This is a genomic window from Streptococcus parasanguinis (assembly GCF_000963275.1).
GTDB classification, from domain to species: domain Bacteria; phylum Bacillota; class Bacilli; order Lactobacillales; family Streptococcaceae; genus Streptococcus; species Streptococcus parasanguinis_B.
Window position 1 is genome coordinate 1,808,712 of sequence record NZ_JYOW01000001.1, and the last position, 15,415, is coordinate 1,824,126.

Below are 15,415 nucleotides of genomic sequence, written 5' to 3' on the forward strand. Positions count from 1 at the left end.
ATTTTTAGACACTGTGTACAATTTTGTGCAAAAAGGATTAACAGATGACTGAGAGCAATAAACGATTAAAAACAAAACGAAATATCGAGGAGGCGATGGTTCGACTACTCGAAAAGGAATCATTCGACCAAATCACGACGGTTGAGTTAGCACAAGAATCCGGCATTAGTCGCTCTAGCTTTTATACCCACTATCGAGACAAGTATGACATGATCGAGCGCTACCAACAAGCACTCTTTCACAAGCTTGAATATATCTTTGATAAACACCAAGATGACAAGCGCCAAGCGATTACAGAAGTGTTCGAATTTCTAACCAAGGAGCCACTCTTCGCGGTTCTTCTGACAGAGAATGGAACCAAGGAGATCCAGACCTTCTTACGACATAAATTACAGATTCTTCTGGTTGATAGTTTGCAAGAGCGCTATAGTCATAAATCATTAACAGATATTGAAAGAGTCTACAGTTCTGTCTATCTGACCAATGCCTTCTTCGGAGTCTGTCAAATGTGGGTTTCTCGCGGAAAAAAAGAAAGCCCTCAACAAATGGCTGAATTTTTAATGAAAATGTTACGGTAACAGTCTCTCCTGATCGATCTAGATCAGGAGTTTTTTTATTAGCAGGTTTAGGTTTTAAGAAAACAAAAAACTTTCTCATTTAATGAAACAGCTTTAGAAAATTTGTAACTGAACAAACCCAGAAATCAACCCTTTAAGACAAAACAAAAAGCCCACTGTTGTAGGCTTTTTGCAAGTTTTTTCTTGAAATTAAAGCATTTTGTTGTAGAATTCAACGACAAGTGCTTCGTTGATTTCTGGGTTGATTTCATCGCGTTCTGGAAGGCGAGTCAATGAACCTTCAAGTTTGTCAGCATCGAATGATACAAATGCTGGACGTCCAACTGTAGCTTCAACAGCTTCAAGGATAGCTGGAACTTTAGCTGATTTTTCGCGAACTGAGATCACTTGACCTGGAGTTACACGGTATGAAGGGATATCAACGCGTTTTCCATCAACAAGGATGTGACCGTGGTTAACGAATTGACGAGCTTGACGACGAGTAGTCGCAAGTCCAAGACGGTAAACAACATTATCCAAACGACGTTCCAAAAGAAGCATGAAGTTGAAACCGACAGTTCCTTCTTTAACTTTAGTAGCTTGTACGAACAAGTTACGGAATTGTTTTTCACCAAGTCCGTAAGAGAAACGAAGTTTTTGTTTTTCAGCTAATTGCAAACCGTATTCTGACAATTTTGAACGGTTGTTTGGTCCGTGTTGACCTGGTACGTAGTTACGACGTGCCAATTCTTTACCTGTACCTGTAAGTGACAAGCCAAGACGGCGAGATTGTTTCCAAGATGGTCCTGTATAACGTGACATTTAAAATGTCCTCCTATAAAAATAATTTTTGTAGGAAATAACGTTTTAGACAAACCTGATTCGTTCAGAAAGCCTTCGCCCAAACAGCAAAGGTTACTTTTCTAGCTGACTTCCTGTTGACGAGCTTCATTTTGTCCTGCTGTCATTTCGCACAAATTCTATTCTATCACGGAATAGAAACTTTGTAAAGTCCTTCAAAACAATTTCAATGAAATTCAGCTAACAATTCTATGATTCGTTTTTTATATTGCAATTGTTGCCAGTCCCTATCCGTTGCTGGATCCCATTTTAAAGGAAGATCTGCAATAATTTCACCGGGATTATGATTCAAGATATAGACCCGGTCACTCAATGTCAAAGCTTCTTCGATACTATGAGTGATCACCAGAGTGGTGAGACCAAGACGTTCCTTACTTTCTAGATACCAGTGATAAAGATCCTGCCTTGTCAATTCATCTAAGGCACTAAAAGCTTCATCTAATAGGAAGACAGAATGACCCAGAAGATAGGTTCTCAATAGCGCCACCCGTTGCCGCATCCCCCCACTCAGCGCATTGGGATAAAGGTTGGCGATACTTCCTAATTTAAATTCATCTAACAATTTTAGAGCTGTAGATGTCGCCTCTTCCTTAGGAATCTTTTTTAATTGAAGGGGAAGAATAATATTTCCCAATACTGTCTTATGTTCCAACAAAAGATCTTTTTGTAGCATATAGCTGACTTTCCCAAAGGAGATCGGGGCATTATCTACTTCTATTGCGCCCTTTTGTATGGGAAGGATCCCAGCAATTAAATTAAACAAGGTTGATTTCCCTACCCCACTCGGACCTAGAATAGAGACGATTTCTCCTTTTTGCACTTCTAGTGATACATTATTTAAAACTGCTTTTTCTCCAAAAGAGAAACTTACATCTTTTACGGTTAAAATATCAGTCACCTACCAATTCATTTGTGAAACCTTTGTCTTCTAAGTCATTTGAAACCAATCCTTGCTCTTTTGCCCAAGCATAAAAAGCATTCCACCGCTTAGGATCAAACTGCCCCCATTTATCCTTGTCTGAAGCATATTGACTAGAAAGATATTTTTGGGAAGCGAGTACAAAATCACGCTGGTTAGCTAAGGCAGGGGCCTGTTTAATCAAGATATCCGCTGCTTCTTCTGGATGCTCTATAGCATATTGGTAGCCTTTTTTCACCGCTTGAATGAATTTCTTTGCTTCCTCTTTATGAGACTTCAAATAGTCATTGTTAGCAATAATAACAGGCGAATAGTAGTCAAATGCAGGAACAAAATCTTTCATATAGAAGAAATTGGTCTTCATTCCCTTTTGCTCAGCCAAAATTCCATCCCAACCGTGATAAATCCAAGCAGCATCAAAGACCTTATTTTCAATCGGAGTAATGGAATTTGAATCACTATTTGGAACCAATTTTACTTGATTAAAATCAGCCCCCTCTTTTTTCATCATCGATTTGATCATTTCCAACTCAATCGGATCATTCCAGGTACCATACTTCTTACCAACCAAATCTTTTGGACTTGTGATCGCTGCATCTTTTCTTGAAATAATCCCTGACGTATTGTGTTCGACGATAGCTGCAACAGCGGTAATCCCCGCACCTTTATCCAATTTCTTGGCCATAGAATCTTGGAAATAAATACCAAATGGAGCTTTCCCATTAATAATCAAATCAGAACTACTGTCTTCCGGCGGAAGTTTTATATCTACATCCAGTCCTGCATCTTTAAAATACCCTTTTTCCTTTGCTACATAGAGACCCGTATGATTGGTATTCGGGGTCCAATCTAGAATAAAATCAATCTTTTTCAAACCACTTGACGATTGCTTGACAGAATTTTGACAAGCACTCAAGAAAACAAATCCCAATATTATTGAGAAAAATAAACCTATTGACTTTTTCATTAGCTATACCTCTTTTACATTTTTGTCAATTTAATTTTTACACCACTTACAAGTTTGTCAATCCTTTTTCCATTTTAGAATGGTTCGTTCTAATTGGTCAACGAGAAACATACCGAGTAAACTAATAGCAGAAATCAATACAATGATCGCAAACATCGTATCATACTGAAATAACTTCTTCGATTGGATCATATAGACCCCCAATCCATCAAAACCTCCTAACCATTCTGAAACTACCGTACTGATAAAAGCATAGGAAACGCTCACACGTAAGCCTGCAAAAAAATAAGGAAGCGCTGCAGGAATTTTATAATGAACTAAGGTCTGAAAGCGATTGGCTTGCATAATCTGAAACAATCTCAGAATGTCTTGATCGCAATGCCGAAAACCGTCTAAGAAACTAACTACGATGGGAAATACCACCGTAATAATGATCAAAACCAGTTTTGGAAGCATACCATAACCAAACCAAAGAACCAGGATAGGGGCCAAGGCAATCGTCGGAATGGTTTGAATAACAACCATAAAAGGATAGACCAGATCATTCACCCATTGAAAACTATCCATGAGAATCGCAAAGCCAGCAGCAAGAAGAACCCCTATAACAAGTCCGATCAAGGCCACTTGAAGGGTAGACAAACTGTGATGAATCAGGAGAGCTCGATCTCGTACAAAGGCATTCCCAATTTCAAGTGGCGTTGGTAATACAAATTTGGGGAGGATATTTAAAAATCCTGCTAACTGCCATAAGACAAGAAGACTGCTAAAACCTGCAAATCCTATCAATTGTTTTGAATATCTTTTTACAAGAGACATCGTAACCTCCTTTCTCACAAATAAAAAACGCCTCCAAAATAGGAGACGGATTGCACAAGGTCACTCATAACGAAAAATACATTTCATTTGTTTCCTACGCTGGCATTACCCAGATCAGGTGCGGTCGAAGCTTACACTTCCTCTCAGACTGTACACAGACTCCCATATGTATTTATTATAATAACTGATTTTGACGATAAAAGCAAGAAATTAATCCAAATAACGAATTAAATTCTTCTCTGTTAAAATATCTGAATAGGTGTAAGACTCCACGTATGTATTGGCCGGTTCACCTGGTAAGCTATTGTCGTTCGTATACTCGATAATAAATAAAGAAGGATAGACCTCAATTAAGCGTCCAAATTTATTTTTTTGACGTTTCCGTCCATTTTCAAGTGTCATTTCAACCACTTGTCCTTCATGGGCCTTGATTTCTTCCTTAATTTTTTTCATTTTTGCAACATCTGTAAATGCATCACTCATCTTATTGATCCTCTCTCTTTGAAATACTTGAGAATTTATTGTATTCCTTTTGGAATATTAATTCGACTGTCCCACGCGCACCTGAACGGTTTTTCTCGATAATCACTTCAACCGTATTATTAGGCATTCCATCTTCTTCCTCTTCACCAGCTCGATCATAATAATCATCACGGTACAAGAAAGCAACAATATCCGCATCCTGCTCAATCGATCCAGATTCACGAATATCAGAAAGAACCGGACGTTTATCTTGGCGCTGTTCCACGCCACGTGACAGCTGACTCAAAGCAATGACGGGAACTTTTAGTTCCTTAGCCAAAATTTTTAACTGACGAGAAATTTCTGAAACTTCCTGTTGACGGTTTTCTCTTCCAGTCCCTGTAATCAGCTGCAGGTAGTCAATCAGAATAAGACCGAGATTTCCTGTTTCCTGCGCTAATTTTCTTGCTCTCGAACGAATCTCAGTGATCCGAATTCCCGGGGTATCATCGATGTAAATACTCGCATTGGCCAAATTTCCTTGAGCAATGGCATATTTTCGCCACTCTTCATCCGTCAATTGACCTGTACGAATCGAATGGGATTCAATCAAGCCTTCAGCAGCTAGCATCCGGTCTACCAAACTTTCAGCACCCATTTCTAATGAGAAAATAGCCACTGTCTTATCCAACTTTGTTCCGATATTTTGAGCAATATTTAGAGCAAAGGCTGTTTTCCCTACTGCAGGACGAGCCGCTAAAATAATCAACTCTTCCTCATGTAGCCCCGTCGTCATATGGTCCAAATCGCGATAGCCTGTCGCAATACCCGTAATATCAGAGGTTTGAAGCGAACGAGCTTCTAAGCTACCAAAATTTATATTCAAGATGTCTCGAATATTTTTAAATCCACTACGATTTGCGTTTTCACTAACATCAATCAGAGCTTTTTCAGCACCCGCAATGATTTCATCTGAAGGACTTGCGCCATCATAAGCTTGATTAATACTTTCCGTTAATCGAGAGATCAATCGACGTAAGACAGCTTTTTCGGCAACAATCTTCGCGTAATACTCCGCGTTAGCTGAAGTTGGTACCGAATTAATGACTTCTACCAAATAGGAGAGACCGCCAATATTTTGGAGATCCCCCTGACTATCTAAAATATTTCGAACAGTCGTCGCATCAATCGCATCCCCGCGGTCAGCTAGATCGATCATGGCTTTAAAAATCAAACGGTGCGAGTACTTAAAGAAATCGCCCGGCTCGATATATTCACGAACAAAGACCAATTTCCCCTCATCAATAAAAATGGCTCCCAACACTGATTGTTCAGCTTGGATATCTTGAGGTTGTGTTCGTAATTCCTCTATCTCAGCCATAAAAAAACCTTTCTATCGATCGTGCTTACCCTTCGTTTACACGAATATTAATCACACCTGTAACATCTTGATAAATTTTTACAGGGACGTCAATCAAACCTGTTGAACGAATTGGAGAGGAAACTTGGATATGACGTTTATCAATCTTAATGCCAAATTGTTTCTCAAGTTCTTCTGCAATCTTTTTATTGGTAATAGAGCCGAAAGTTCGGCCATCTGGCCCAATTTTTTCAGTGAATTGAACAACAGTTGCTTCTTCTTCTAATTTCGCTTTAATCTTTTGCGCTTCTGCTAACAATTCAGCATGCGCTTTTTCTTCTGACTTTTGCTTTCCACGAAGTTCACCGATTGCTTGGGCATTGGCTTCTTTCGCAAGATTTTTCTTGATCAAAAAGTTTTGTGCATAACCAGTAGGCACTTCTTTAATTTCGCCTTTTTTACCTTTACCTTTTACATCCGCTAAGAAAATAACTTTCATTCTACATTCTCCTTTTCAATAGTTACTTCGTTTTCAATCGTCTCAATCAATTGTTGACGAATACTCAGCAAATCTTGACCCTCAATTTGAGAGGCTGCCGAGTTGAAATGACCTCCTCCGCCAAGCTGTTCCATGATACGCTGTACATTGACTTTGCTTCGACTTCGTGCAGAAATCGAGACAGTCCCACTTTGATTACAAGCAATGACAAAGGTTGCTTCCACCTCAGACATTGCTAGCATACTATCAGCTGCTTTACTAATAGTTACTGAATCATAGGCTTTAGTCGTATTGGCACAAGCTACGATGATATGTGGCAAAATCTTTTCACCAGTCAAGATCAGTTCGTTCACTTCGCGGTACTCATCAAACTGAATCGCAGAGATCTCCTGGATGGTTACACTATCACTACCTCTTGAACGAAGGTAACTCGCCACATCAAAGGTCCGACTCGTAACCCGTGCGGAGAAGTTCTTAGTATCCAGCATAATCCCAGCCATCAAGACACTAGCTTGAATCTTCGTTAACCGATTTTTCTTCGACTTCTGGAACTGAATAAGTTCACTAACCAATTCGCTCGCACTACTTGCTCCACTTTCAATATAGGTGATCAGAACATTTTCAGGGAAATCATCATCCCGACGGTGATGGTCAATGACAATAATCTGTTGAAATTCCTGATAAAACTCTTTTGAAAGAGTCAAGGCTGTCTTAGAATGGTCAACCATAATTAACAAAGAGCGATCCGTCACCATGTGCATGGCTTCCTCTAGGGGAAGGATTTTCGTCACCTGCTCTTCTTCTAGTTTCGCAATTGCTCTTGAAATATCACTAGCCATTGCATGCGGGTCATAGACCACATAAGAGGAAGCCAAAATATTGCTAGAGAAAAACTGCATTCCCACAGACGCTCCTAAAGCGTCCATATCCAAGTTTCTATGCCCAACAATGAAAACTTGATCAACGGATTTAATCTTATCCGAAATAGCTGTCATCATAGCGCGTGTGCGGGTCCGAGTCCGCTTCACAGCCGAAGCTGTTCCCCCACCAAAGAAAATAGGGTTTTTCTGTTCATCATTTTCCTTGACAACTGCTTGATCCCCACCACGAACTTCCGCAAGGTTTAGGTTCAAGAGAGCCACTTTACCAATCTCATCATGCTCTCCATCACCGTACGAGAATCCCATACTTAAGGTAATAGGTAGCTCACGATTTTTAGCTTCTTCACGGAATTGATCGATGACTGAAAATTTTGATTCCATCAACTGTTCTAAGACCGTGTAGTCTGTAAACAAATAGAAACGATCCATCCCCACACGTCTGTAAAACATATGGTAATGAGCTGTAAACTCTTCTACAAAGTTGGCAATAAAACTATTGATATTGCTAATATCAGAGTCTGAAATGACATCTTCTAGATCATCATAGTTATCAACAGAAATAATACCGATAACGGGACGAGTTGTCACCAATCCCACAGTTGCTTCATACTCACTTGAAACATCAAAAAAGTAAACAACACTAGACGTCTGATCAAAGTAAACAGAATATTTCTTATCGGCTACAGTGACATAATGACCTTTATCCTCAAACAGAGTATTGAGTAACTTTTTCAAGGATTCAACATCAAAGTCCCCATTATCTGTTGAAAAAATCAACTCAGCATAAGGGTTGAACCACTCTACTTCATTTGTCTCTTCATTAATTTTGATAACTCCAACAGGCATTTTATCAAGGAGGGATGCTAATCCGCTTTCTGCCTGATGGTTAACGTATTGTATTTGTTCTAATTCATCTAACTCTGAAATTTGTAACTGGTATTCAAATAAAGCAATCAATCCAGCTAAGACTAAAAAAATTGCAATAAGAGTTACATAGCCTTTGCCAAAGATTCTTAAAAAAATTGCTAAAATTGCAAATGAAATAAAACCAATTAACACATAATGGATGAACGATAAACGAAATTTTTTCATCATAAACCTCTTCTCGGAATTATACCATAAATAGAGGTAAAAAGCGAGGTTTCTCTCTATATTACAGAGAAGATTGACCCGTAAAAAGCTTTTCCTCGGTTTCACTACTTTGTAAACAAGGTTTACAACTGTGTAAACAGTAACAACAGATTTCAATCCATAAAATTGAGGCTGAAACATCATCTCAGCCTCATTTGATTAGTGGTTTGCTTTGTTTTTGGAGATACTCCGAAATTTACCTTCCAAGTAAACCATTAAAATAGAGATATCCGCTGGATTGACACCTGAGATACGACTTGCTTGACCAATCGTTTCTGGATTAATTAATTTAAATTTTTGACGAGCTTCGGTTGCGATGGAGTCAATATCATCCCAGTCAATATTCGCAGGAATTCTTTTTTCTTCCATACGCTTCATTTTTTCGACTTGGTCCATTGCTTTTGAAATATAGCCTTCGTATTTAATTTCAGTTTCAATCAATTCAATGATTTTATCATCCAGTTCTTCAGCTGCAGGACCGATAAATTCTACCACATCTTGGTAAGAGACTTCTGGTCTTCGCAAGAATTCTTTAGCAGTGACAGCATCTGTCAAAGGTTTAAAGCCTAGTGCTGCAACCTTCTCGTTCGTTTCCTTTACAGGTTTTAACTTGATACTGTCAAGGCGCTTCATTTCATTTTCAAACTGATACTTCTTGGTTTCAAAACGTGCCCAACGTTCATCGTCAACCAAACCAACCTCGCGACCGATTTCTGTTAAGCGCATATCTGCATTATCATGACGAAGAATCAAACGATATTCAGCACGACTGGTTAACAAACGATAGGGCTCAACTGTTCCTTTAGTCACCAAGTCATCGATCATGACCCCAATATAACCATCACTCCGTTTCAAGATGAGCTCTGGTTTTCCTTGGATTTTCAGCGCAGCATTAATCCCTGCCACAATCCCTTGACCAGCGGCCTCTTCATAGCCAGATGTTCCATTGGTTTGGCCTGCTGTAAAGAGACCTGAGATTTTCTTAGTTTCTAGTGTTGCTCGCAATTGATGTGGAAGAACCATATCATACTCAATCGCATAACCGGTTCGCATCATTTCAGCCTTCTCAAGTCCCTTAATAGAATGGACGAGATCCCGCTGAACATCCTCTGGTAAACTCGTTGACAACCCTTGAACATAGACTTCTTCTGTGTTTCGTCCCTCTGGTTCTAAGAATAGTTGATGACGTTCTTTGTCAGCAAAACGGACAATTTTATCCTCAATGGACGGACAATAGCGAGGGCCTACTCCCTTTACAACACCTGTAAACATAGGTGCCCGGTGTAAATTATTCTGGATAATTTCATGACTATGACCATTCGTATAAGTCAACCAACAAGGAACCTGATCCTTTACATAATCTTCATCGCGCGATGTATAAGAAAAATGATTTGGAGCTTCATCTCCAGGTTGAATTTCCGTTTCGTCATAATTAATTGACGATGCCTTTACACGAGGTGGCGTCCCTGTTTTGAAACGTCCAATTTCTAATCCTAGCTGTTTGAGATTATCAGCTAAATTGATAGAAGCTAGACTATGATTAGGTCCTGACGAATACTTGAGATCTCCAATGATAATTTCTCCGCGTAAAGCTGTCCCAGTAGTGACAATAACAGCCTTTGCCCCATACTCCTGGTGAGTCGCAGTCCTTACACCAACAACCTTACCATCCTCCACCAAAATCTCATCAATCATGGTTTGGCGAAGGGTCAAATTTTCTTGGTTTTCAACCGTTTTTCGCATTTCTTTTGAGTAAAGTTCTTTGTCTGCTTGAGCGCGAAGTGCACGAACCGCAGGACCTTTACCAGTATTGAGCATTTTCATTTGGATGTAGGTCTTATCGATGTTCTTCGCCATTTCTCCGCCAAGTGCATCTACTTCACGGACAACAATCCCTTTAGCAGATCCACCAATAGATGGATTACAAGGCATAAAAGCTAGCATTTCAATGTTAATAGTCGCAAGTAAGACCTTGCAACCCATACGGCTAGCAGCTAGAGAGGCTTCTACTCCTGCATGCCCAGCACCGATTACAATGATATCGTATTCTTCAATAAAATTATAAGTCATTTTTTCTCCTATTTCTCAAGATGGATGTGTCGTAATTTTCCGTCCCATTCTGGTAGGGCTGATTTTAAAAAGGCTGGTTTCAGGTCAACAGTGTGTAAATCATCTAAAGCAATCCAGCGGCAAGGTAATTGCTTTGTATCTTCCTGCATGACCAAAGGTGCATCTTCCAGCAGGTCCACCAAATAATGAAATTCAATGTTATGGTAGTGAATTCCAGCTTGTTCAAAGTGATTTTCAACCACGAAAGCTAACGGACCTGCTGTAGATGTGACACCAAGTTCCTCTTTGACTTCCCGAACTACAGCATCTTCTGTAGTTTCATTGACTTGAATAGCACCTCCAATTGTATAACAGCCGTCCTCATCTTCTATGACGAACAAGCGATTATCTTTTACAATCAAAGCAGTCGCTCTCACGCCAAAAACAGTAGAACCTATTTTCGTCCGAAAATCCTGTTGCCTCATTTTACTTCCTTTCAAAATCACACAAAAATAGTCAAAACTCTGAGAAGTGCAGGACAAAAAAGCCTGCAACATCCATGAGCTTTGACCATCATTTCTATTGCTTTTATTATTGTAGCAAATTGAGAAAATTTGTCAATTTAAATATACTGACAAACTTTTCCATCTCGATAAGCATTATCAATCAAGCCACCGCCTAAACACTCTTCCCCGTCGTAAAAAACAACAGCTTGTCCTGGTGTAATAGCACGCTGAGGTTCAGCAAAAATAACCTCTGCTTTATCACCTTTAACCTTTACAGTAACTTTACTATCAGGTTGACGATAACGGAATTTTGCTGTACATTCCATTTCAAATTCTTCTGGCATATCTCGTGTAAAGTGAACTTGACTAGCCTGTAAACTTGTTGACATCAGTGTATCATGATAGAAGCCTTGACCAACGTAAAGAATATTTTGACTAAGGTCTTTCCCCACTACAAACCATGGAGCATTGTCTCCACCCTGTTGTCCACCAATTCCAAGACCACCACGCTGACCGATCGTGTAATACATCAAACCGGCATGTTCACCCATATCTCGTCCATCTACGGTCATCATTCGGCCTGGCTGAGCAGGTAGATAGTTGCTGAGAAACTCTTTGAAATTCTTTTCTCCGATAAAGCAGATTCCAGTGGAATCTTTCTTTTTAGCCGTTGCTAGTCCAGCCTCTTCTGCTAACCGGCGAACCTCAGGCTTTTCTAAATGCCCCAACGGAAACATGGTTTTTTGAAGTTGTTCTTGTGACAATTGGCTTAAGAAATAAGTTTGATCCTTTCCATTGTCAACGCCACGTAACATATGGACAACGCCATCCGCATCACGCGTCACGCGTGCATAGTGCCCTGTCGCTATATAATCGGCACCGAGGGTCATAGCGTAATCTAGAAAGGCCTTAAATTTGATTTCCTTATTACACATGACATCCGGATTTGGTGTCCGACCAGCTCGGTATTCAGCAAGGAAATATTCAAAGACACGATCCCAATATTCTTTCTCAAAGTTGACAGAATAGTAAGGAATGCCAATCTGGTCTGCAACTGCTGCTACATCTTTGTAATCTTCTGTAGCTGTACAGACACCATTTTCGTCTGTGTCGTCCCAGTTTTTCATGAAGATGCCGATGACATCGTAACCCTGTTGCTTTAACAACAAAGCCGTTACAGATGAATCGACACCGCCACTCATACCAACAACAACACGTGTTTTCGAGTTATCACTCATAGGTTTCTCCCATCTTTTCGTTACTCACGATTGAAGGTCGTGGTTTGCTTCAACGATTGAAGGTCGTTTTGAGCAGTTACCATTTTAACACGCTTTATAGAAGAAAACAAGCATTTGACCGCCCTAGTCCTCTCTAATTAATGATACGTTTACAGAGCTGTAAATTTAAAAAGAGTCTTATTCAAGGACTCTTTTTAAACGAATTTAATACCAGCCATTTGCCAACCAGAAATTTTTAGCTGCTGACCATGATCCATAACGGTTGACAACGTATTGATTGGCCACTTTTTCTTGGTTTGCAGGTGATAAATCACCATTCAAATAGGTGAGAGTTAATTGGTAACGACCATAATATTGGCCATTTTGTGCTGTATAACTACCACTTGATTCTTTTTGGGCAATCCATTCCTTAGCAGCTGCATCTTCCGCACTCAAGCCATCTGAAGCAGAGACAGTCGTTGTTGCTTGTGTAGTATCAGTTTTACTAGTAGTAGCTTGCTCCGTAGTTTTCTGCGTTGTTTTTGCATCTTCAATCTCAAGAACTTGACCAACTGAGATAAGGTTCACGTTACTAATCTTATTTTTCTTAGCAATCGCATCAACCGTTGTGTTCTTCTCTTTAGCAATAGCTGATAAAGTATCACCTGATTTTACAGTATAAGAATCTGCATTCGCTACAATGGGAAGGAAAAGTCCTGCAAGTAAACTAAGTCCAATAATATGTTTCATCATTTGTTTTTTATTCATTATTATGTACTCCTTTATTGGTATACCTCTATACTACACAAGAAATATTTCATATTTATTGAAATAATGTGTCAAATATTTCAGTCAGATGTTAGAAATACTAAAAATCCAGGATAATATAAATGCTTTAAGCCCCCTTTAAGATTTCTCAGATATTTCGGGAAAAATAGAAGAAATCATCAGCCATATCTGATATAATGAAGTAAAGTGATCACAAAGGAGCAGAGCATGAACTCTTTAAAATTCCAATCAGTTTTTGATATTATTGGACCTGTGATGATCGGCCCATCCAGTAGTCACACTGCAGGTGCTGTTCGAATTGGTAAAATTGTTTCTTCTATCTTTGGAGAGGAACCAAAAGAAGTTGAGTTCCAATTATTTAATTCCTTCGCCAAAACCTATCGTGGTCATGGAACAGATTTAGCCTTAGTAGCGGGCATCTTAGGAATGGACACAGATGATCCTAGAATCCCAGATAGTCTAAAAATTGCACATGAACGAGGCATTCGGATTGTTTGGTCTATTCAAAAAGAAAGCAATGCTCCTCACCCAAACACAACAACCATTACTGTTAAAAATGATCATAAAACGATTTCTGTCACTGGAATCTCAATTGGTGGTGGGAACATACAGGTTACTGAGTTAAATGGCTTTGCTATCTCGCTAAATATGAATACTCCAACCATTATCATTGTTCACCAGGACGTCCCTGGAATGATCGCTCATGTGACAGAAGCTCTTTCTCGCTATGATATTAACATTGCGCAAATGAATGTGACGCGGGAAAAAGCTGGAGAAAAAGCGATTATGATTATAGAAGTTGACTCAAGGAGTTGTGAAGCAGCGATCGAAGATATCCGTAAAATTCCTCATCTTCATAATGTCAACTTTTTCAAATAAGGAGTTCATATGTTTTATTCAATTGTAGACCTCGTAGAACAAGCAAGCACGCAATACCAAGGAAACGTCGCAGAGTTAATGATTGCAACTGAATTTGAACTAACTGGTCGTGAACGAGAAGAAGTCCTACGATTAATGACCCGTAATTTAGAAGTGATGATTGATTCTGTAAAGTTAGGGTTAAATGAAAACCACTCTCGTAGTGGGTTAACTGGTGGGGATGCCGCAAAATTAGATCGCTATATCAAATCAGGAAAAACGTTATCTGACTTGACCGTCCTAACTGCAGCGAAGAATGCTATTGCTGTCAACGAACACAATGCTAAGATGGGACTGGTCTGCGCAACACCCACTGCAGGATCTGCTGGCTGCCTTCCCGCAGTTCTCACTGCAGCAACTCAAAAATTAGGGTTAAACCGTCAGCAACAATTAGATTTTCTACTGACAGCTGGAGCTTTTGGTTTAGTGATCGCCAATAATGCTTCTATTTCAGGCGCAGAAGGTGGTTGTCAGGCAGAAGTCGGTTCTGCTTCAGCTATGAGTGCGGCTGCATTGACACTAGCTGCTGGAGGAACTCCTTATCAAGCGAGTCAAGCTGTCTGTTTTGTCATCAAAAACATGCTTGGGCTCATTTGTGATCCAGTAGCTGGACTCGTGGAAGTTCCATGTGTTAAACGGAACGCAATGGGAGCTAGCTATGCCTTCATTGCTGCTGATATGGCTTTAGCAGGCATTGAATCAAAAATTCCTGTCGATGAAGTGATTGACGCCATGTACCAAGTTGGTTCTAGTCTTCCGACTGCCTTTAGAGAAACAGCTGAAGGAGGATTGGCAGCAACACCAACCGGACGTAGATTACAAAAAGAGATATTTGGAGAATAGCATGCAAGCCTTATCTTTTGATTTAGATGGAACATTAGTTGACAGTTCCAAGGGAATTACAGAGAGCTTTCAACATACATTCGATACTTTGAAGGTTCCTCAACCCGATCTCAAAACTATCCGTAGTTTTATGGGACCACCTTTGATTTCTAGTTTTGAAGCTACCCTTCCTGAAACTTTAGTAGATCAAGCCGTAACTATCTACCGCCAGTATTATCATGAAAAAGGTCAATACAAATCAACTCTGTTTCCTCAGATAGTAGAAGCTTTGAAAGCATTACAAGACGAAAACATTCCTCTTTATGTAACTACTTCAAAACATGAACCAGTTGCTTTACAGATGTGTCAAGATTTAGGTATCGATAAATACTTTAAAGGAATTTATGGATCAAATTCAGATCGTATCCACAAAGCCGATGTCATTCGATACGCCTTGTCAATCAATGACCTTCCAAAAGAGGAGACAGTGATTATTGGAGACACAAAATTTGACCTCATTGGAGGTCAAGCAGTTGGCATAAAAACCATGGCCGTCACTTGGGGATTTGGAGATCTTGAAGATCTACTTCTCTACTCACCAGATTTTATTTGTCACTCTCCACTTGATATTCTTGAGACATTAAAAAAATAGGTTTACAAA

General features: G+C 39.6%; 16 protein-coding genes. 4 read left to right on the forward strand and 12 right to left on the reverse strand.

Annotated elements, in window-relative coordinates; all coding sequences use genetic code 11:
- The first annotated feature begins 44 nt into the window (after nucleotides 1-44).
- Complete coding sequence (locus TZ97_RS08485; RefSeq protein ID WP_003001962.1) at nucleotides 45-578, forward strand: TetR/AcrR family transcriptional regulator; 534 nt, start codon at nucleotides 45-47, stop codon at nucleotides 576-578.
- Between the two features lie 189 nt (nucleotides 579-767).
- Here TZ97_RS08485 and rpsD read toward each other — a convergent pair whose 3' ends face one another.
- From rpsD to apf, 12 genes are all read right to left on the reverse strand, one after another.
- Nucleotides 768-1,379, reverse strand: a complete 612-nt coding sequence (gene rpsD / locus TZ97_RS08490) for a 30S ribosomal protein S4 (RefSeq protein ID WP_003002210.1) — start codon at nucleotides 1,377-1,379, stop codon at nucleotides 768-770.
- Nucleotides 1,380-1,584: 205 nt separating this feature from the next.
- The gene (locus TZ97_RS08495; RefSeq protein WP_045760049.1) at nucleotides 1,585-2,316 is read right to left on the reverse strand and encodes an ABC transporter ATP-binding protein; all 732 of its coding nucleotides are present in this window, start codon (nucleotides 2,314-2,316) and stop codon (nucleotides 1,585-1,587) included.
- Nucleotides 2,309-3,304 (reverse strand): ABC transporter substrate-binding protein, encoded by a 996-nt coding sequence (locus tag TZ97_RS08500; RefSeq protein WP_045760050.1) that lies wholly within the window; start codon nucleotides 3,302-3,304, stop codon nucleotides 2,309-2,311. The genes TZ97_RS08495 and TZ97_RS08500 overlap by 8 nt, the downstream gene beginning before the upstream one ends.
- 57 nt (nucleotides 3,305-3,361) lie before the next feature.
- Entirely contained in the window at nucleotides 3,362-4,120 is a 759-nt protein-coding gene (locus tag TZ97_RS08505; protein ID WP_045760051.1) for an ABC transporter permease, read from the reverse strand.
- 210 nt (nucleotides 4,121-4,330) lie between these two features.
- A complete protein-coding gene (locus TZ97_RS08510) occupies nucleotides 4,331-4,603 on the reverse strand; it encodes a Veg family protein (RefSeq protein ID WP_003009183.1) in 273 nt (90 codons plus the stop codon).
- Between the two features lies 1 nt (nucleotide 4,604).
- Nucleotides 4,605-5,963, reverse strand: a complete 1,359-nt coding sequence (gene dnaB / locus TZ97_RS08515) for a replicative DNA helicase (RefSeq protein WP_014714093.1) — start codon at nucleotides 5,961-5,963, stop codon at nucleotides 4,605-4,607.
- Between the two features lie 25 nt (nucleotides 5,964-5,988).
- Nucleotides 5,989-6,441 (reverse strand): 50S ribosomal protein L9, encoded by a 453-nt coding sequence (gene rplI / locus TZ97_RS08520; RefSeq protein WP_003002156.1) that lies wholly within the window; start codon nucleotides 6,439-6,441, stop codon nucleotides 5,989-5,991.
- Complete coding sequence (locus TZ97_RS08525; RefSeq protein ID WP_045760052.1) at nucleotides 6,438-8,414, reverse strand: DHH family phosphoesterase; 1,977 nt, start codon at nucleotides 8,412-8,414, stop codon at nucleotides 6,438-6,440. Before TZ97_RS08525 ends, rplI begins: the two co-directional genes overlap by 4 nt.
- A 198-nt stretch (nucleotides 8,415-8,612) precedes the next feature.
- Nucleotides 8,613-10,523, reverse strand: a complete 1,911-nt coding sequence (gene mnmG / locus TZ97_RS08530; RefSeq protein WP_045760053.1) for a tRNA uridine-5-carboxymethylaminomethyl(34) synthesis enzyme MnmG — start codon at nucleotides 10,521-10,523, stop codon at nucleotides 8,613-8,615.
- A gap of 8 nt (nucleotides 10,524-10,531) precedes the next feature.
- Entirely contained in the window at nucleotides 10,532-10,987 is a 456-nt protein-coding gene (locus TZ97_RS08535) for an NUDIX hydrolase (protein ID WP_021154145.1), read from the reverse strand.
- Between the two features lie 137 nt (nucleotides 10,988-11,124).
- Nucleotides 11,125-12,246: a tRNA 2-thiouridine(34) synthase MnmA gene (gene mnmA / locus TZ97_RS08540; protein ID WP_045760054.1), complete on the reverse strand. Its 1,122-nt coding sequence runs from the start codon at nucleotides 12,244-12,246 to the stop codon at nucleotides 11,125-11,127.
- 204 nt (nucleotides 12,247-12,450) lie between these two features.
- On the reverse strand, nucleotides 12,451-12,993 hold the full coding sequence (gene apf, locus TZ97_RS08545; RefSeq protein WP_045760055.1) for an aggregation-promoting factor: 543 nt from the start codon (nucleotides 12,991-12,993) through the stop codon (nucleotides 12,451-12,453).
- 228 nt (nucleotides 12,994-13,221) lie between these two features.
- On the opposite strand from apf, the gene sdaAB reads away from it, so the two are divergent.
- Genes sdaAB through TZ97_RS08560 form a run of 3 tightly spaced genes read left to right on the forward strand, consistent with a single transcriptional unit; the run spans nucleotide 13,222 to nucleotide 15,406 of the window.
- On the forward strand, nucleotides 13,222-13,893 hold the full coding sequence (sdaAB, locus tag TZ97_RS08550) for an L-serine ammonia-lyase, iron-sulfur-dependent subunit beta (protein WP_003002135.1): 672 nt from the start codon (nucleotides 13,222-13,224) through the stop codon (nucleotides 13,891-13,893).
- Nucleotides 13,894-13,902: 9 nt separating this feature from the next.
- A complete protein-coding gene (gene sdaAA, locus TZ97_RS08555) occupies nucleotides 13,903-14,775 on the forward strand; it encodes an L-serine ammonia-lyase, iron-sulfur-dependent, subunit alpha (protein ID WP_045760056.1) in 873 nt (290 codons plus the stop codon).
- A gap of 1 nt (nucleotide 14,776) precedes the next feature.
- Complete coding sequence (locus TZ97_RS08560; protein ID WP_045760057.1) at nucleotides 14,777-15,406, forward strand: HAD hydrolase-like protein; 630 nt, start codon at nucleotides 14,777-14,779, stop codon at nucleotides 15,404-15,406.
- Nucleotides 15,407-15,415 lie beyond the last annotated feature (9 nt).